Source organism: Corynebacterium sp. MC3 (assembly GCF_900099485.1).
In the GTDB taxonomy this organism is placed as follows: Bacteria; Actinomycetota; Actinomycetes; order Mycobacteriales; family Mycobacteriaceae; genus Corynebacterium; species Corynebacterium pseudogenitalium.
Genome location: NZ_LT622814.1, coordinates 219,747 through 237,422 on the forward strand (window position 1 = coordinate 219,747; position 17,676 = coordinate 237,422).

The following is a 17,676-nucleotide window of genomic DNA, read 5'->3' on the forward strand; positions in this document are numbered from 1 at the left end:
GTTGCGACAGTGACCGTTTAGACTGCTTAGTCTAGACGCATGAGACCGCTCCGTCTAATCTGTGTTAGCGTTATCGCTCATCGAAGGGAGAACAGTGAAGCACACACGTCGAACGCAGGCCGGAGCGCTGCTTGCGGCTACCACGCTACTCGGGTTATGCACCGCATGTGCAGGACAAACAGAGCAAAGCGGGGACATGCAGGCAATCACGTACCTGGAGCCGAACTGGTTTACCTCGCTGTATCCGCCTGCGGCCGGGTTCTACCCGAATGGTGGCGTCGTGAATCAAATAACAGACAGACTGCTCTATCAGGACCCGGAGACGCTCGAGCTGCACCCGTGGATCGCCACGAAGCTACCGGAGATCAGCGAGGACGCGACGGTATACACGTTCGACATCCGCACCGACGTCACCTACTCCGACGGCTCGCCGCTGACCGCGGAGAACGTCGTGGCCAACTTCGACCTCTACGGCAAAGGCGACAAGGAGCGGCTGCTTAACGCCTCCGAGCAGATCTCGAACTATGACTACGGCGAAGTCATCGACGAAGACACGGTGCGCTTCCACTTCACCGCCCCATCGCCGGGGTTCGCCCAGGCGGTCTCCGTGTACAACGCCGGGCTGCTTTCCGACGCCACCCTGGCGCTCGACAACGAATCCTTCGGCCCGGGCAGCGCCCACAACGTCATCGGCTCCGGCCCGTTCGTCATCGCCGGTGAGGAGCTGGGCACCTCCATTGAGCTGCGGGCGCGCGAGGACTACGACTGGGCACCGCCCATCCTCGAGCACCAGGGCCGCGCCCGGCTGGACAGCGTGACGTACCGGCTCGCCGCCGAAGAAGCGATGCGCACCGGCGCGGTCCTATCCGGGCAGGCGGACATCGTGCGCGACGTGACTGCGTCGGCCGAGCGCCACCTCCAAGACCGCGGCGTGCAGATCGTCTCCCGCGGCACGAACGCGATGAACAACCAGATCGCGATGCGCCCGCAGCACCCGTACCTGCAGGACATCCGGGTGCGCCGCGCGATCACGCACAGCGTGGACCGCGAAGAGCTGCTGCGCATCCTGTTCTCTGATTCCTACCCGCTGGCGACCTCGAGCGTGGCCGCCACGGGCTTGGGCTACAAAAACCAGGGCGACGCCTATACGTACGACCCGGAGCTTGCCCGGCAGCTCCTCGATGAGGCCGGGTGGGTCGTGGGCAACGACGGCATCCGCGTCAAGGACGGGGAACGCCTGCACCTGACCGTCAACTACGCGCAGACCCAGCCGCGCGCCCGCGAAGTGATGACGATGGTGCAGTCCAACCTGCGCGACATCGGCATTGAGCTCTCCGTGCTCTCCGGCGACCGTTCGACGCAAAACGTGGCGTCGAAGGACCCGAACAAGGTGCAGCTCTACCACACGATGGTCGGCCGGGCGGACTACGACGCCATCGAGTCGCACTACGCGGTCGGGCGCCGAGACTCCTTCATTAACCAGGATGAAAACGACAACGTGATCGACCAGCACCTCGAAGACCTGCTGCAGACCGTGGTCTCCACACCCGACGACGCCGGCCGGGCCCGCGCAGTGGAAGCCGTCCAAGATTACGTCACTGAGCAGGCCTACACGCTGCCGCTGTTCGAAGAACCACAGGTATACGCCGTCAGCCCACGTCTGTGCGGGTTCGGCGTGGAAGCCGTTGCACGCCCTGCGCTCTATAGCGCCTACCTCCAGGAAGGGGATACGCCATGCCGTACATCGTAAAGCGGGTAGGCCAAGCACTGATCGTGCTGCTGCTGACCTACACTCTCGCATTCTTTCTGCTTTCGGCTCTGCCATCCGACGGTGTCATGGCCCGCTACGCTGACCCGGCACTGGGACTCAGCCAGGCTGAGATTGAGGCGATCCGTTCGGAGATGGGCGTCGATAAGCCGTTGCTTACGCAGTACGTGGCGACGCTGACGGGTCTGTTCACCGGCAGTCTCGGCTACTCCGTGCGCACTGGTACGCCGGTGGGCCAGCTCATCGCCGACGCCCTGCCGCATACGCTGGCGTTGGCCGCGACCTCGGTCGGGCTCGCGATCATCGTGGCACTCATCACCGCATTCGTCGCGACGCTGCCCGGCGCCGGGCGCATCGGCGCGCTGTTTCGCGCGGTGCCCTCCCTGATGGTGTCGCTGCCAGGGTTCTGGATCGCGATCGTGCTGCTGCAGCTCGTGTCCTTCGAGCTCGGCTGGATCAACGTGATTGCGCCGGGCCCGCTCGAGGGGCTCGTGCTGCCGACGCTCACGCTGTCCGTCCCGATGGCGGCCCCGCTCGCACAGGTGCTGATCCGCTCCATCGACGAGGTGCAGCGCAGCCCATTCGTGCAGGTGGCGCGTGCGCGCGGCGCGAGCGAGACCCGCATCTTCTGGTCCGATGTGCTGCGAAACGCGCTGCTGCCGGCGCTGACCATGGCGGGCCTGCTCTTCGGCGAGCTCGTCGGCGGTGCTGTGGTGACGGAAACCGTCTTCGGGCGCACGGGGTTGGGCTCCATGGTGGTCACCGCCGTGTCGAACCGCGACACGCCGGTGCTGCTGGGCGTAGTCCTCATCGCCGCGGTGGCGTACGTGACCATCAACCTCATCATTGACCTGCTCTACCCGGTGCTTGACGTGCGGCTGCGCACCGCCGGCGGACCGTTTGCCGCAACACCGAAGCAGTACGCCAGCCAGTCCGCCGACGCCATCGACGTGCGGGCAATCGAAACGGGACGGGAGTAGCAACCATGCGAACGACGAATTGGAAACAGCATTGGAAACAACCAGGCACGGTTCTCGCACTGCTCGTGCTGCTGCTTGCGTGCGCGTGGGCCCTGCTGCCGGGCATATTTGCCACGCACGACCCATACAAGGGCGTCGACGTAGCCCTTGCAGCGCCGAGCGCGGAGCACTTCTTCGGCACCGACGCCGTGGGGCGCGACGTGTACTCGCGCGTGGTCTACGGCGCGCGCCAGTCGCTGCTCGGCGCGGTGATCGCGGTGGCGGTCGGGCTGGTGTTCGGCACGCTGATTGGCCTGGTGGCGGGCGCGCTGCGAGGCAAAGTCGACACCGTACTGATGCGGATCGTGGACGTCCTGCTCGCTATCCCAGGCATCCTGCTGTCTCTGTCCATCATCATCGTGCTGGGCTTCGGCTCACTACAGGCGGCCTTCGCTGTCGGCATGACCACGGTGGCGACGTTCGCCCGCCTCGCCCGTTCACAGGTGATGCAGGTTGCAGGCACCGACTACGTTGAGGCCGCCTACGGCTCTGGAGCGACGAAGTCCCAGGTGCTGGTGCGCCACATCCTGCCGAACTCGCTCACCCCGGTCATCGCGCTGGCGGCCCTGCAGTTCGGCACGGCGATCCTGCAGCTGTCCATCCTCGGGTTCCTCGGCTACGGTGCCCCGCCGCCGATCCCGGAGTGGGGCCTCATCATCGCCGAAGGCCGCGACTTCATGGCCACCGCCTGGTGGATCATCGTCCTGCCCGGCGTGGCGATCATCGCCACCGTCATGAGCGCGAACCACCTGTCCCAACTCATTCGTACGGAGGCCTAACCCATGCAACCCCTGCAACCTTTACTTGAAGTACGTGGCCTGACCGTCGCGTACGGCAATCAGCCGCCATCGGCGCAAGACGTGTCCTTTTCCGTCGCGCCTGGCAAACTCACCGCGATCGTGGGGGAGTCCGGCTCTGGCAAGACGACCTCGGTGATGGCGACTCTGGGACTCCTCGGCGGATCCGCGCGGGTGCTGGACGGCGCAGTCTATTTCCAAGGCAAGGACATCACGCAGTTGTCTCCGCGGCAGTGGCGTCAGCTGCGCGGTGCGAAGATTGGCTTGGTGCCGCAGGACCCGAACAATTCGCTCAACCCGCTCAAGCCCGTCGGGGCCTCGATCGAGGAGGCGATGGCGGTCCACGGTATTGGCACAGCCGCCTCCCGTCGCGCACGCGCGCTGGAGCTCATGGAGGCCGTCGGCATCGACGACCCGCAGCGCCGCCACGGCCAGTACCCGCACGAGCTCTCGGGCGGGATGAAGCAGCGCGTGCTCATCGCAGCAGCCATCGCGCCCGAGCCGCAGGTACTGATCGCCGACGAGCCGACGTCCGCCCTGGATGTGACCGTGCAGGAAAAGGTGCTGGACGTGCTCGACGAGATGCGTGAGCGCCTCAACCTCGGCATCGTGCTGATCACGCACGACTTGGCGGTGGCGGGTGACCGTGCCGACGACGTGGTGATTATGCAGCGCGGCGTCGTCGTGGAGGAAGGCCCCGCCGCGGAGGTGCTCGCCGACCCGCAAGAGGAGTATTCACAGCGCCTGCTTGCCGACGCCCCTTCGCTCGCCGTCGCGAACGCCTACCACCGGCCAGCGCCGGACGGCGACGTGCTGGTGCGCGTGGATCACCTGCGCCAGGAGTATGGGGACTTCGTGGCCGTCAATGACGTCTCCTTCGAAGTGAAGCGAGGGTCCACGCACGCGATTGTGGGCGAATCCGGCTCCGGGAAGACCACGACTGGGCGGGCGATCTCCCTGTTCCGGGATCCGACGAGCGGCAGCGTCACCATCGGCGGCAACGTCGTGACCGGCGTCGACGACGCCACCCGCCGGAAGCTGCGCTCCACGGTGCAGCTGGTGCACCAGAACCCGTTTTCTTCCCTGAACCCTAAAATGACGGTGGAGGCCATCGTGGCCGAGCCGGTTCGGAACCTGACGGGGGCGTCGAAACGCGAGGCGCGCGCGAAGGCGCACGAGGTGCTGGCGCGCGTGGCGCTGGACCCGCAGCTCTCCTTTGTACCTATCTTCTCGTGTATCAGTGGCCCGCAGCAGTTCGCGCGGCGCACCCCGTCGCAGCTTTCCGGCGGGCAGCGCCAGCGTGTCGCCATTGCGCGTGCGCTCGTGGTGGAGCCGGAGCTCGTCGTGTTCGATGAGGCGGTTTCCGCGCTCGACGTGACGGTGCAGGCGCAGATCCTCCGGCTGCTGGAAGACCTGCAGCAAGAGCTGGGCCTGACCTATATCTTTATTTCCCACGATTTGGCGGTGGTGCGCCAGGTTTCGGACACGGTCAGCGTGCTCAGCCGTGGTACCCAGGTGGAGTACGGCCCGACGGACGACGTCTTCCAGTGGCCGCGCCACGAAGTGACAAAGAACCTGATCCATGCAATCCCGGGCGCGCGCTTCCGCGCCCGGCAGTTAGGAGAATTTAGTGTCTAACATCATCGATACGCTTGCCGACGCCTCTCCGGAACTCGCGCGCCTTCGCAGGCGCCGCCCGGAAGCAGTCGAGAACGCAGAGCTCACGTTTACGGCCCTCTTCGAGCCTGACGACGAGGGCGACGTGCCACTGGCCTGGCGCTATGGTGTCGCCGCGTTCGTGGCCGGGCTCACCGGGCTGACAACTGCGAGCGCGTTCTACCGGGAGTTGCTCGAGGACCTCGAAGACCAAGCCCCCGGCCTCGCCGAGGCCGTCGACGCCGCTATTGCGCGCGGTGCATCCGAGGGGCCGTACTGGCACGGCGACTTCGTCCTGTTCGGTGACGTCATTGGGGAGGCGTCGGAGCAGTTCGCCGCCGCCCTGGACTTCGCACACCTGCTGGTTGTCCACCCGAAGGATTCCACCGCCGCAGCGATTGGGCACCTGCAGTCCGCCGGGTGGAGCGACAACGGCATCGTGACGTTGGGGCAGCTCATCGCGTTCGTGGCGTTCCAGTTGCGTGTCGTACACGGCGTGCGGGTGCTCGGCGGGGTTGACGCTGGTGGGGCGCAGCGGGCGTCGATTAGCGGGCGCGCGCACGGCGTGGCTGACCCCGGCTGGGAGCCCGGGCCGCGCACCCTGCTGCCCGAAGTTGTGGCGCCGACGAAGTTCGTCGAGCACTCCCTGGGCTGGCGCGCGTGGGTGCCCAGCCTGGACAAGTCCGAGTTCACCGACGAGCACCGCGACGCGCTGCTTAAGCCCGAGCGCATCGACATGGAGTACTTCCGGCTGCTCGCGCGCGACCCGGCGGTGCTCAAGGCGCGCACCCTGACTGACCTGGACATTTTCTACAACACCGACGGTGGACTGGGCCGTGCCGAGCGTGAACTCGCCGCGACCGTGGTCTCCCGACTCAACGGGTGCGAGTACTGTGCCTCCGTGCACCAGGGGCGCGCGAAGCAGGAAGGCGGCGACGCCGAGGCGATCTCGCGGCTCCTTGCCGAAGGCGTGACCGCGGACCTGGGCACCCCGCTGTGGAACGCGCTGCGCGACGCCGCCGTGGCGCTCACGCACACCCCGATCGCGTTCTCGCAACAGCACGTCGAAGCCCTCCGCGAGGTCGGCTGCGGCGAGCTCGAGATCCTCGACCTGATCAACTCGGCGGCGTTCTTCAACTGGGCCAACCGCCTCATGCTCAGCCTGGGTGCGGCTGATGTGCCGAAGCGCTACCGCTAGCGCTTCTGGGTGGGCGCTGCAGGGGCTGCGGGCGCGTATGCGAGGCGTCGCGTGCCGTCGACGTGCGGCATGAGCACCCACGCCACCACAAACAACCCACCCGCAAGCAGTGCCAGCCCCCAGCCGGGCAGCGGCGCGATCAGCGGGCTCAGCATGAGCGCCAGCCACCACAGCATCAGCGGCACCACCATGCTGAGCGACGGCACCTGCGAGACGTTGCGGCTGCGCGCAAACTCGGCCATGGCCTTGCGGTACGGGTGTGCCCGGGTGGTGGCGCGGGCGACGAGCACCGCGGCGAGAGCAACGCCAACTTTCACGGCTGCGGGTAGCGGTGCCGCCATCACGCTTATCGACGCCGCTACGCACCCCGCCGCCACCGCCCGCACAACGGGCGGCGTGGGAATTGGGGTGACGCGGTTGCGGAAGTCTGCGTAATACATAGGGCAGAGCGTACCGCATAGGGGCCTGCCTTGTGGCGCTACTATTCGAAATAGTGTTCGACCTTTACTGTTGCCCGTGTCAGGGGCGCGTTGCATACTTACATGCATGAATGGAACACCTATTCGCTTGCGTGAGTTCGCCTCGGACGATGGCGGACAGCTCAGCAAAGCTGAGCAGATTGCGCAACTCCGAGCACAATTAGCCGAGCTCGACGGTGGTGCCGTGCAGGAGCAGATCGGGGGCGAAGGTGTTGTTCCGCTGTCTGCAGAGTTGGCGCGCGTGCTCCCGAACGGGGGTTTACCAAGACGGCAAGTCACACAGGTGAGCGATACGCCGTCGCTTATCGTAGAGATCCTGCGGCAGGTCACGGAAGCCGGAGGATACGCGGCCGTGGTGGGGTGGCCGGAGTTGTCCTACGCAGAGCTCTCGGAGCAAGCGCTGCGCAGAACTGTAGCGGTTCCGGAACCGGGGATGGACGCCATGCATGCCGCAGGGGTGCTCGCCGAGGGGCTAGACGTGGTGGTGCTACACACCCGATGCGAAATCCAGTACACGCCCGCCCAGGCCCGCCCGCTCCTCGCACGTGTGCGCGCCGGGGAGGCGGCGATGCTGTGCGTGAACGCGACGGTGCCTTCGCCTGCATTGCGCATGAGCGCGGACATTGCTAGCTTCCACGGCATCGGGCGCGGCCGCGGGCGCATCGCAGGCATTGACCTGGAGGTGTCCGCGCACGCGAAAGGCTGGAAGCGGCCACCGGCATTACTGACGCTTGGGGTTGTGGCGGGCGGTGGTGCGCACCTGAAGGCGGTGCCCTCATGAGGGTTGCGGCGCTCTGGTTCCCGGATTGGCCCGTGCAAGCAGCCAAGCTCGAAGCCGAGGACACGCTGGAGGAACCGATCGCGATCGCGGTGCAGCACCGTATCAAGGTGTGTTCGCAGGAGGCGCGGCGCGCCGGGGTCCGCCGTGGGATGCGGGTGCGCAACGCGCAGGCCGTCGCGCCTGAGCTGACGGTGGTGGAGGACAACCCGGAGCGCGACGGCCGCACGTTCAGCGCGCTCGCGGGATCCCTGGATGACGTGGCGGCCTCCGTGGAGGTGCTGCGCCCTGGTCTGGTGGTTGCGGACCTCGCCGCGGCGGGGAAGTTCCACGGCGATGAAGATACGGCGCTTGAGATGCTTCTCGACGCCGCCGCACGCCACGGCATTGACGTCATGGCAGGGGCGGCGGATGAGATCGCCACGGCCGTGATCGCCACCCGGAGCTCGCACGTGGTTGCAGCGGGGGAGTCGGCGCAGTTCCTTGCAGTACAGCCACTTCGGGTGCTCACAGCGGAGGCGGCACTCGGCGCGGACCCGGAAACGGTCCGTACCCTGGGCCAGCTGGGCATCCAGACGCTGGGGCAGCTCGCGCAACTGCCGGCCTCTGCCGTGATGACTCGCTTCGGGGTCGCAGGCATCCACCTCCACCGGATCTCCAGCGCGGCCCCGGACCGGCGCGTCGCCCCGGAGCTACCCGTGGAGGACTTCGCCGTCGAGATGACGCCGGAGGCTCTCTCTTCTACACATCTAGATGTGTCTCAGAGACAGATCGTGGGGGAGTCCGGCTCTGGCAAGACGAACTCGGTGATGGCGACTCTGGGCCCACTCGGCGGACCAGCGGGCGTGTTGGTAAAAGAGACACCGCTGCACCAGCGCCTCAAGGGGGCCGGGGTGCACTGCCTCCGGCTGAAAATCTCCGCCGAGCTTGTCGACGCCACCCGGGTCGAGCGCGTGTGGCGCACCCGGGAAGCACTGACAGAGGCTGGCACCGCCGACCGGGTGCGCTGGCAGCTCGACGGCTGGCTCACCAACGGGGGCGCAGGGCCGATCGCCTCGCTCATGCTGGAACCACTTGAGCTTGCGCAACCCGACATGGTGGGGGAGCTGTGGTCCGACGGGGCGTCGGATGAGGGGGCGCGGCGCGTGATCGAGCGGGTGCAGTCCCAGCTCGGAATGGAGGCGGTGCTGCAGCCGGTCGCGGTTGGAGGTCGCGGCGTGGCCGAGCGTATTCAGCTGGTGCCCTATGGGGAGGTGCCGCCGCAGGGCCGCGGGGCGTTCGTCGGCGCCGTTCCGTCACCACTTCCAGCCCGGCTCGGCGGTGGGATCGAACACCCGTCATCGCGGGTGCAGCTGCTGGACAGCGCCGACCAGCCGATACTGCTCAACGCCGAAGTCCTGCTCAGCGGCCAGCCGACAACGCTAGTGTGGGGCAAGCGCTGCTACGACATCACCGCGTGGGCAGGGCCTTGGCCCGTTGACGAAGAGTGGTGGGGTGCGCATCCGACCCGGCTTGCGCGCCTCCAGGTGCTGGGCCACGACCAGGCGGTAGGAACAGGGCAGCGCGGGTGGTTGTTGGTGTGGCACCGGCAGCGATGGAGCGTCGAGGCGCTCTACCACTAGGTGTTAGGACTGCACGATGTCGACGACCAGGCGCAGCGGGTGCTCCAGAATCTGCACCGAATACGGCAGGTCAGAGCGTAGCCCTACGACCACGCGGCTGCGACCCTCGTAGGTGCCGGCGTTGACGACGTCGATAATGTTGCCGGTCTCTGCCGGGGTATCCACCTTGATCTGGTCCGCGTCCAGGCCAAGTTCGTAGGGGTAGACGGTGCCGTCGATGTTGATATTGAGGAACGCGTTGCCGGTCACCTTCAGTGGTTTGCCGGTGATCTCCTGCATCGGGGTGGAGGTGTAATCCACGAACCAGCCCGGCTTGCCCTCGCCGACGAGGTCCACGACAACGCGGTCGAACCCCTCGTGGGTGCCCACACGCACGCCAGCCACGGCGAGCTGAGTAGGCGCGGAAGGCCGCTGAGTCTTCGGGCTCGCGTTCGCGGTACCGAGCGGGCGAAGCTGCGTCGTTGATGGCGCAGCAAGCATCGAGCCGACGCGGGTCGCGGCCTGGTCCTGAGCAGGAGAGGACACGCACCCAGCGAGCACGGCGCCAGCAATACAGGGCGTCAGCGCCGCAACGGCGAACTTCGGTAAGGGAAACACGCAAAATACCGTAGCTAGAACGAATCTCGAAGAGCAAAGCAGAACGGCGAAAAATCAAAAAGGTTATCAAAATGTTAACTGCCCGACTCGGCCCGGTTTAGGTATACCTAATCAATCGGGAAATTTTCGCTACAGTAGGTGACATGACTACAGCCCATGCACGCACACTCTGCTCCGATACGGACAGTGAGCCGCTGCCGGGTACCGCGAAACCCGGCTCGACCTACGTTTTGTTTGAGTGGCCACACAAGTGGAGCCACGACGTACTCGACGGCGACACCTTCGGGGACGAACTGACCGAAAAGTTGAAAGCGCACATGCAGCGCTACAACGCCACCTTGCTGCTTATCCGCCACCCAACGAGGGAAGGCCGCCAGATTGAAGACCACCACGTCTACCTGGTCTTCGCCGACCAGGCAGCAACCGAGGTGCTGCATGTCGATGGGCCTGAGGCGATCCTGGATCTCGACCTGTCAGGCCCAGGGCAAAACAGCGCCAAGTCGCGTACGAAGCCACTCGTCCTGGTCTGTACCCACGCGAAGCGCGACATGTGCTGCGCCATCAAGGGCCGCCCCATCGTCAACGAGCTCGTAGAGAAGTACCCGTTTGGGCATGGCAACGACGTGGTGTGGGAAACCTCGCACATCAAGGGGCACCGTTTCGCCGCCACGATGCTGCTCATGCCGTGGGCGTACAGTTTTGGCCGGATGAACCTCGAGGCTACTGAGGCCATGCTTGAAGCTGCGATGCGCGGCGAGTACTTCGTGCCGGGCAACCGCGGCCGCGGCACCTTCAGCCCGGTAGGCCAGGTGGCGGAAGTGGACGTCGCAACGCAGCTCGCCACCCGAGGGGACAAGGTGCGCTACGGCCAGCTCGAAGTCACCGCCGAGCGTATCGACGGCCCCTCCGCCCACGTCACCGTGACCGACACCGCGACCGACACCGCCTACGAGGTGATGTTGGAGCAGCGCGACGTTGATGCCGTGATGGCATCATGCGGGAAGGACCCGAAGCCCGGCAAGAGCTGGGTCGTCGCTAGTCGCTCCTAGATGTAGCTGGGCAGCACGTCAGCGACCCTGTTGATCACGTGGTCGGTGCGCTGCTGCACCTCGGCGGGCGAGTGGCGGAAGCTATGCGAGTGATCTGCGATTTCGTGCATGGACAGGTCATTCCACGAGTCGCCGAAGGTGTACAGCTCGATGTCTTCGCGTGGGACGTCGAGTAGCTGCAACAGGTCCTGGATGCCCGCACCCTTCGTGCGGCCCGGCGCCATGATGTCGATGAAGTCCTGGTTCTGGGCCACTGACACATGCGGCAGCGCGCGCGTCCACTCGTAGACTTCCGCGCGCAGGTCTTCGTCGTTCGGGATCCACAAGGGGACGACGGCGAACTCGTGGTGGGGAATGTCGGCCGTGGTCATCCTGTCGAAGTTGACGGTAAAGCTACTGCGAGCCTGGGTGTTGTTGCTGAACTCACCATCGACGTGGCCGATCGTGGTGCCGAACACCGCCACCCCATCCGTGTCAGCGAAGTGCGTGACCACCTGTTCGACGATCTCCGGGTCTACAAGGTGTGAGTAGAGCAGGCGCTCGTTGTCGCCGGTGGTTGCGGAGCCACCGTTCGAGAGCACCTGGTAGTCGAAGCGGATGGGGCAGTGGCGCATTCCGAACTCGAGCGCGGTGCGCGAGCGTCCGGTGGCAGAAATGGCGATGTGCCCGGCGTCGCGCCAGGCCTGGATCGCGGCCATGTCGGCCGGGTCGAAGCCGTGCTCGCCCGTGTCAGTGTCCGTGGAATGATGAAGGGTGCCATCAAAATCAAACGCTGCGATTTTCATGGCACCCATCCTAACCAACTGGTCACACCTTAGCGGCGCATCACCTTCTTGGACAGCCAGTTGCCCAAGAACTGCGCCAGCTGCACGATGACGACGATGACGATCACAGCCGCCCACGTCACCTGCGGTTCGAACTGGCGGTAGCCGTACACGATGGCGAAGTCACCGAGGCCGCCACCGCCGATGTAGCCTGCCATCGCGGACATATCGATCACCGCGATGAAGATGAACGTGTAGCCGAGGATCAGCGGACCGAGCGCCTCGGGGAGGATCACGGTGCGGATGATCGTCCACGGTCCTGCGCCCATCGAACGTGCGGCCTCAATCATGCCGGGATCGATGGATACCAGGTTCTGCTCGACAATACGGGCCACGGTAAAGGTCGCGGAGAAACACATCACAAACGTAGCTGCGCCCCGGCCAATCGTGGTGCCCACCACCGACAGGGTGATGGGGTAGAGCATCGCGATCATGATGATGAACGGGATCGGCCGGAAGAAGTTCACGGCGAAGTTAATCACCCAGTACACGACGTTGTTCTGCAGGATGCCACCCGGGCGGGTGGTGTACAAGAACACGCCGAGGATCAGGCCACAGATACCACCGACGAGCAGGGTGATGCCCACCATCCAAAGGGTATCGCCGATGGCGTCTACGAACGTGGGGCCGAGCCGGTCCCAGTTCGGCTGCGCCAGAATGAATTCGTTGACAGCACTGTTCATCGACGTATCTCCTGAATATCCGTGGTGCCCTGCAGCGTGTGCAGGAACTCGTTAATCGCTGCATCGTCGCCGTTGAGGCGGACCGTCATCTTGCCGAAGGAGTGCTCCTGCAGGGTCGTAATACCCGCGTGCACCGGCTGAATCGACACGCCGCGTTGGCGCGCCTTCTCCGCCGCACCGAAGAATCCCGAGTGTTCGGTCAGGTCGACGGTGAAGAGGCGCCCAGGCGCCGCGTTCAGCAACTCGAGCTCCTCGTGCTTGTCTGGGGTGTTGCGAAGCGACGTCGATACGAAGCGCTGCGCGACCTTCGTTTTCGGGTCCGAGAACACCTCGTAGACGGAGCCATACTCGACGACCTTGCCGGCCTCCATTACGGCGACCTTGTCCGCAATCGCGCGGATCACGTCCATCTCGTGGGTAATCACCACGATCGTGATGCCGAGCTCCGCGTTGACGCGGCGCAGTAGCTCGAGCACCTCGTGGGTGGTCTCGGGGTCGAGGGCGGAGGTGGCTTCGTCGGCAAGCAAGAGCGAGGGATTCGTGGCGAGCGCACGAGCGATGCCCACGCGCTGCTTCTGACCACCCGAAAGTTGCTCGGGGTAGTTCTTGCCGCGATCCGACAGGCCGACGAACTCGAGGAGCTCCTCGACGCGCGCCCGGCGCTCCTGCTTGCCCAAACCGGCAAGCTGCAGCGGGTACTCAATGTTGCCCGCCGCAGTTCGGGAAGAGAACAGGTTGAACTGCTGGAAAATCATCCCAACGTTTCGGCGCACTTCCCGCAGACGCTTCTCGCTCTTGCCGACGATATTGGTGCCGTCGAGGAGGAGTTCGCCGCTGGTAGGCATGTCGAGCCCGTTGATCAGCCGCACCAGCGTGGACTTGCCAGCGCCGGAGTAGCCGATCACTCCAAGGATCTCACCAGGCTCGACCGTCAGCGACGCATTGTCGACGGCCACAACCTCGCGCCCACCCGTTGTAAAGACTTTCGATACGTCCCGGAACTCAACCCGGGTGCCGGTTTTCGTCACGGATTACTTCTCCTGAAGGCGTGCGAGGATAGCGTTTGCGTCATCACGGGAGCGCTCAACAGCGACCGCGGTGCCGCGGGAATCCTCCTGGACGGCAGCTGCGACCTCTGGGGAGTTCCACAGCTCTGCGAGGCGGTTGTAGGTCGGGTTGTCCAGGTCCTCAGCGCGTGCAGCGAAGACGTTGATGTATGGCTCGCCCTGCTCGGAAGCCGGGTCATCCTGGAAGATAGCCTGCTTTGGCTCAATGCCAGCGCGCTCCAGCCAGGAGTTGTTGATGATGGCCGGGCGACCCTCCTTGTATGCGGAGGTCGTCTGGGAAGCGTCGACCGGAACGACCTTCACCTTCGACGCTGCCTCGTCGATATCTGCTGGGGACGGTGCCAGTTCATCAGCGCCGTCCTTCAGCGTGATCAAGTCAGCCTGGACGAGGACGTTGATTGCACGGCCCTGGTTCGAGTCATCGTTCGGGATAGCAACCTCGGTGCCTTCGATGCCGTCGAGGGAATCGTGATCCTTCCAGAACAGTGCCAGCGGGTAGATCTCCGTGGTGGACAGCACCTTTAGGTCGTTGCCGGAAGCCTCGTTGTAGGTGGCGAGGTAGAGGATGTGCTGGAACTTGTTCAGGTCAATCTCGCCCTGGGCAAGCGCCTCGTTGACTGGTGCGTAGTCAGAGAACTGCACGATGTCGAGGGTGATGCCGTTGTCTGCCGCGAGGTCCTCGAAGACGGACCATGCCTTCTGGTCAGCGTCGGTGGTACCAATCTTGACGACGGTGTCCTCGCCGCCACCGGCAGCGTCGGTGGTCTTCTCGGCAGAGTCGTTGGAGCAAGCTACCAGGCTGGTAGCGGCGAGGGCTGAAGCTGCGATGGTTGCAATCACACGGTTGAGGCGCATGATGTCTCCTTTATGTCTTTCGTTGGGGAATCATTGATGGTTTGAAAACTTAGCATCTATTGGACCGCTTAGTCTATCCCTGGCTGCAAACGTTGAATATAAATCCACTTGCGCGAGCATTCGAACATGTTTACACTATCGAACATGCGATTCAATGGGGGTGCTCCACTGACATGGTCAAAGCTGGAGCGGATACTGTCTGGGAACGACGTCGGTCCTGTCGTTCCGGTAGATCACCTCACCTTTGCTGGTGAAGCGGAGGGTGAGGGGGTCGGTGGGCGGCGCGGTGGGGTGCCATTCGCCGAGTTGCACGCGGTGTCGTCCTATAGCTTCCTTGGCGGGGCGAGCGAGCCTGAACAGCTGGTCGCGCGCGCTCGGTCGCTCGGTCTTTCGGCGCTTGGCCTGTGTGATCGTGACGGTTTCTACGGTGCAGTGAAGTTTGCGGAAGCTGCTGCTGCGGCCGGGATGCCCACGGTGTTTGGTGCAGAGCTGACGCTGAAAGAGGGGGTGCTGCCCGTCCTGGCCCGTGGTGCGGAAGGGTACCGGAGGTTATCGCATCTGATGTCGCGCGCACACATGGAGGGTAGGCAAAAAGGCGAGCTCTCGTACCCGCCGATGTGGGAAATCGGGGAGTGGCTTGATGGCTCCTGCTTAGCGCTTGGCGGGTGGGAGTGGACCCCGCTATTCGATAAATTGAGCGAGAGCTTCGGGGTGGAAAATGTGGTGAGGGAGTACGTGGTCTCACTCATGCCGGATGACGCCGATCATCACCAACAATTAGACCGCTTCGTTCATCTTCCCGCCATAGTGAGTACCCGGCCTGCCGCTGCGACGCGCCGACACGCGCGCCTCGCTGCAGCGAAACATGCGCTTGGCCAGCGCCGCGCGCTGCGGCAAGACGTTGCTGACCTGCACCCCATGGGGGCGCACTGGCTGCGCAGCGGGCAGCAGCTCGCCCGGCTGCTGCCGGGATGTGAGCCGATGCTGGCCACCACCGTGGAGCTTGCCGAACAGTGCGCGTTTACGCTCGACCTTGTCGCGCCAAACCTACCGGACTACGACACTCCTGCTGGCCACAATGAGATGAGCTATCTGAAGGAGTTGACCTACGCGAGTGCGCAGGTGCGGTACGCGACGCGCCCGGAAAACATCCGTGAGCAGGCGATGAAGCAGATTGCTTACGAACTCAGCGTGATTGAGGAGCTCCAATTCCCCGGCTACTTCTTAATCGTGTACGACCTGGTCGACTTTTGTCGGCGCAGCAATATCCTGTGCCAAGGCCGTGGGTCGGCGGCGAACTCAGCGGTCTGCTTTGCTCTCGGGATCACGAACGCCGAGCCGATCAGCGCTGGCCTTCTTTTTGAGCGTTTCCTGTCGCCGGACCGCGATGGCCCACCGGATATCGATATTGATATTGAGTCCGGCAGGCGCGAAGAAGTAATCCAGTACGTTTACCGGCGCTACGGCCGCGAGCGTGCCGCGCAGGTGGCGAACGTGATTACGTACCGGAGGAAGGGTGCTGTTCGTGACGCTTCCCGGGCGCTCGGGTACCCACAAGGTGCTGCGGATGCCTGGTCAAAAGGACTCAGCGACCCGCCGGAGCAGGTATGTACGTTGGCGGAGGAGTTCATTGGCCAGCCACGCCACCTCGGGATCCACTCGGGCGGGATGGTGATCTGCGACCGGCCGATCGCGGACGTCGTTCCCATCGAGTGGGCGCGCAAGGAACAGCGCTCTGTGGTGCAGTGGGACAAAGACGATTGCGCTTCGGCGGGGTTGGTGAAGTTTGACCTGCTCGGGCTCGGCATGCTGGAGGCCCTGCATCACATGGTGGACCTCGTACGCGATACAACGGGCACCGAGGTGCACCTGTGGGAGCTCGACCTCGCCGACACCAACGTCTACGACATGCTGTGCCGCGCGGACGCCGTCGGGGTATTCCAGGTGGAGTCGCGCGCGCAACTTTCCACGCTGCCACGGCTGAAACCACAGCGCTTCTTTGACCTCGTGGTAGAGGTGGCCCTCATTCGCCCAGGCCCAATTCAAGGCGGATCCGTTCACCCATATCTACGGCGCCGCGATGGCCTCGAGCCCGTTATCTACGACCACCCGGTGCTGGAAAAGTCCCTCGGGAAGACGCTGGGTATTCCGTTGTTCCAGGAGCAGCTCATGCAGATCGCCGTCGACGCCGCAGGATTCAGCGGCCGGGAGGCCGACGCGCTGCGCCGCGCGATGGGTTCGAAGCGTTCTCCAGCAAAAATGGCGGCGCTCAAAGCCCGGTTCTTCGAGGGCTGCAACACCACGAACGGGATCGGGGCGGACGTCGCGGAAAAGCTCTGGAACAAGATCGTCGCGTTTGCCGCCTACGGATTTCCGGAGTCGCACTCGCAATCGTTTGCGTCGCTTGTGTACTTCTCCGCGTGGATGAAGTACTACTACCCGGCGCAGTTCTGCGTCGGCCTGCTGCGGGCACAGCCGATGGGCTTCTACTCGCCCCAGTCCCTGATTCAAGACGCCCGCCGCCACGGCATCACGGTGTTGCCGGTGAGCGTGAATGGGTCCGGCGTACAGGCGCGCTGTATAAATAATGACACAATTCGGATCGGGCTGAATTTGGTGAAGGGGGTCGGGGAGAAGGCTGCGGCCAGGATCGAGGAGGCCGCGCCGTTTACGGACATCGCGGACCTGGCGCGTCGGGCGGAGCTGACCGTGGAGCACGTCGAGGCGCTCGCTAAGGCCGGTGCGCTGGACTGCTTCGGAGGGGAGCGTCGACAAGCAGTGTGGGCTGCGGGTATCGCAGCAACAGAGCGCGACGGGATGCTTCCTGGGCTTTCAGGTATCGACGCCCCAGTGCTGCCCGGGATGACCGCGTTCGAGCTACTCGCGGCCGATGTTGCCGCGACCGGCGTCACCCCTGATGCTCAACCGATGCAGCTGCTGCGCGAACACTTGCAACGGGAGGGGATTCTCCGAGCGGTCGACCTTCGTAGCGTGGAAGACGGTACCCGCGTCCGCGTCGCAGGCGTGGTCACGCACAGGCAGCGGCCGCAGACGGCATCAGGCCTGACGTTTCTGGGGATGGAGGACGAAACCGGGCTGCTGAACATCATGGTGTCGCCGGGGCTGTGGAAGCGGCAGCGTGTAGTGGCGCGCACAGCGCACGCGCTGGTGGTGCGCGGGATTGTCCAAAATGCGTCAGGTGCGGTCAGCGTCGTGGCGGACCGTCTGGAGCAAATCGATGTCGGCCAGTGGCTCTCGCGTGGTTCACGTGATTTTCGGTGAAG

15 protein-coding genes are annotated in these 17,676 nt (G+C 64.7%); 9 read left to right on the forward strand and 6 right to left on the reverse strand.

Features of this window, described 5'->3' with window-relative positions; translation table 11 throughout:
• The first annotated feature begins 94 nt into the window (after positions 1-94).
• Genes BQ4436_RS05835 through BQ4436_RS05855 form a run of 5 tightly spaced genes read left to right on the forward strand, consistent with a single transcriptional unit; the run spans position 95 to position 6,438 of the window.
• Complete coding sequence (locus BQ4436_RS05835) at positions 95-1,750, forward strand: TIGR04028 family ABC transporter substrate-binding protein (RefSeq protein ID WP_255366137.1); 1,656 nt, start codon at positions 95-97, stop codon at positions 1,748-1,750.
• Complete coding sequence (locus BQ4436_RS05840) at positions 1,735-2,748, forward strand: ABC transporter permease (protein ID WP_083290815.1); 1,014 nt, start codon at positions 1,735-1,737, stop codon at positions 2,746-2,748. Before BQ4436_RS05835 ends, BQ4436_RS05840 begins: the two co-directional genes overlap by 16 nt.
• A 5-nt stretch (positions 2,749-2,753) precedes the next feature.
• Positions 2,754-3,566 carry an ABC transporter permease gene (locus tag BQ4436_RS05845; RefSeq protein WP_070975837.1) on the forward strand — a complete coding sequence of 271 codons (813 nt, stop codon included), beginning with the start codon at positions 2,754-2,756 and terminating at the stop codon, positions 3,564-3,566.
• Between the two features lie 3 nt (positions 3,567-3,569).
• Positions 3,570-5,222, forward strand: coding sequence for a dipeptide ABC transporter ATP-binding protein (locus BQ4436_RS05850; RefSeq protein WP_070975839.1), 1,653 nt, complete (start codon positions 3,570-3,572; stop codon positions 5,220-5,222).
• Positions 5,215-6,438 (forward strand): alkylhydroperoxidase domain protein, encoded by a 1,224-nt coding sequence (locus tag BQ4436_RS05855; protein WP_070975841.1) that lies wholly within the window; start codon positions 5,215-5,217, stop codon positions 6,436-6,438. Before BQ4436_RS05850 ends, BQ4436_RS05855 begins: the two co-directional genes overlap by 8 nt.
• Here BQ4436_RS05855 and BQ4436_RS05860 read toward each other — a convergent pair.
• Positions 6,435-6,878 (reverse strand): hypothetical protein, encoded by a 444-nt coding sequence (locus BQ4436_RS05860; RefSeq protein WP_070975843.1) that lies wholly within the window; start codon positions 6,876-6,878, stop codon positions 6,435-6,437. The two genes, BQ4436_RS05855 and BQ4436_RS05860, sit on opposite strands and share 4 nt — an antisense overlap.
• A gap of 106 nt (positions 6,879-6,984) precedes the next feature.
• On the opposite strand from BQ4436_RS05860, the gene BQ4436_RS05865 reads away from it, so the two are divergent.
• Both BQ4436_RS05865 and BQ4436_RS05870 read left to right on the forward strand, forming a co-directional pair.
• On the forward strand, positions 6,985-7,698 hold the full coding sequence (locus BQ4436_RS05865; RefSeq protein WP_070975844.1) for a hypothetical protein: 714 nt from the start codon (positions 6,985-6,987) through the stop codon (positions 7,696-7,698).
• Complete coding sequence (locus BQ4436_RS05870; protein ID WP_070975846.1) at positions 7,695-9,317, forward strand: Y-family DNA polymerase; 1,623 nt, start codon at positions 7,695-7,697, stop codon at positions 9,315-9,317. Before BQ4436_RS05865 ends, BQ4436_RS05870 begins: the two co-directional genes overlap by 4 nt.
• Before the next feature lie 3 nt (positions 9,318-9,320).
• Here BQ4436_RS05870 and BQ4436_RS05875 read toward each other — a convergent pair whose 3' ends face one another.
• Positions 9,321-9,914, reverse strand: coding sequence for an AMIN-like domain-containing (lipo)protein (locus BQ4436_RS05875; protein ID WP_252930963.1), 594 nt, complete (start codon positions 9,912-9,914; stop codon positions 9,321-9,323).
• Positions 9,915-10,057: 143 nt separating this feature from the next.
• On the opposite strand from BQ4436_RS05875, the gene BQ4436_RS05880 reads away from it, so the two are divergent.
• A complete protein-coding gene (locus BQ4436_RS05880) occupies positions 10,058-10,963 on the forward strand; it encodes a sucrase ferredoxin (RefSeq protein ID WP_070363020.1) in 906 nt (301 codons plus the stop codon).
• Here the strand turns inward: BQ4436_RS05880 and BQ4436_RS05885 are convergent.
• From BQ4436_RS05885 to BQ4436_RS05900, 4 genes are read right to left on the reverse strand one after another with little or no spacing between them, the layout of a single operon-like run.
• On the reverse strand, positions 10,960-11,748 hold the full coding sequence (locus BQ4436_RS05885; protein ID WP_083329476.1) for an HAD family hydrolase: 789 nt from the start codon (positions 11,746-11,748) through the stop codon (positions 10,960-10,962). The genes BQ4436_RS05880 and BQ4436_RS05885 overlap by 4 nt on opposite strands.
• A 29-nt stretch (positions 11,749-11,777) precedes the next feature.
• Entirely contained in the window at positions 11,778-12,470 is a 693-nt protein-coding gene (locus BQ4436_RS05890) for a methionine ABC transporter permease (RefSeq protein WP_070975850.1), read from the reverse strand.
• A complete protein-coding gene (locus BQ4436_RS05895; protein ID WP_070975851.1) occupies positions 12,467-13,498 on the reverse strand; it encodes a methionine ABC transporter ATP-binding protein in 1,032 nt (343 codons plus the stop codon). The genes BQ4436_RS05890 and BQ4436_RS05895 overlap by 4 nt, the downstream gene beginning before the upstream one ends.
• Positions 13,499-13,501: 3 nt before the next feature.
• Entirely contained in the window at positions 13,502-14,392 is an 891-nt protein-coding gene (locus tag BQ4436_RS05900) for a MetQ/NlpA family ABC transporter substrate-binding protein (RefSeq protein WP_070363016.1), read from the reverse strand.
• 144 nt (positions 14,393-14,536) lie between these two features.
• Between BQ4436_RS05900 and BQ4436_RS05905 the strand changes: the two genes are divergently transcribed.
• A complete protein-coding gene (locus tag BQ4436_RS05905; protein WP_083329459.1) occupies positions 14,537-17,674 on the forward strand; it encodes an error-prone DNA polymerase in 3,138 nt (1,045 codons plus the stop codon).
• Positions 17,675-17,676: the final 2 nt, after the last annotated feature.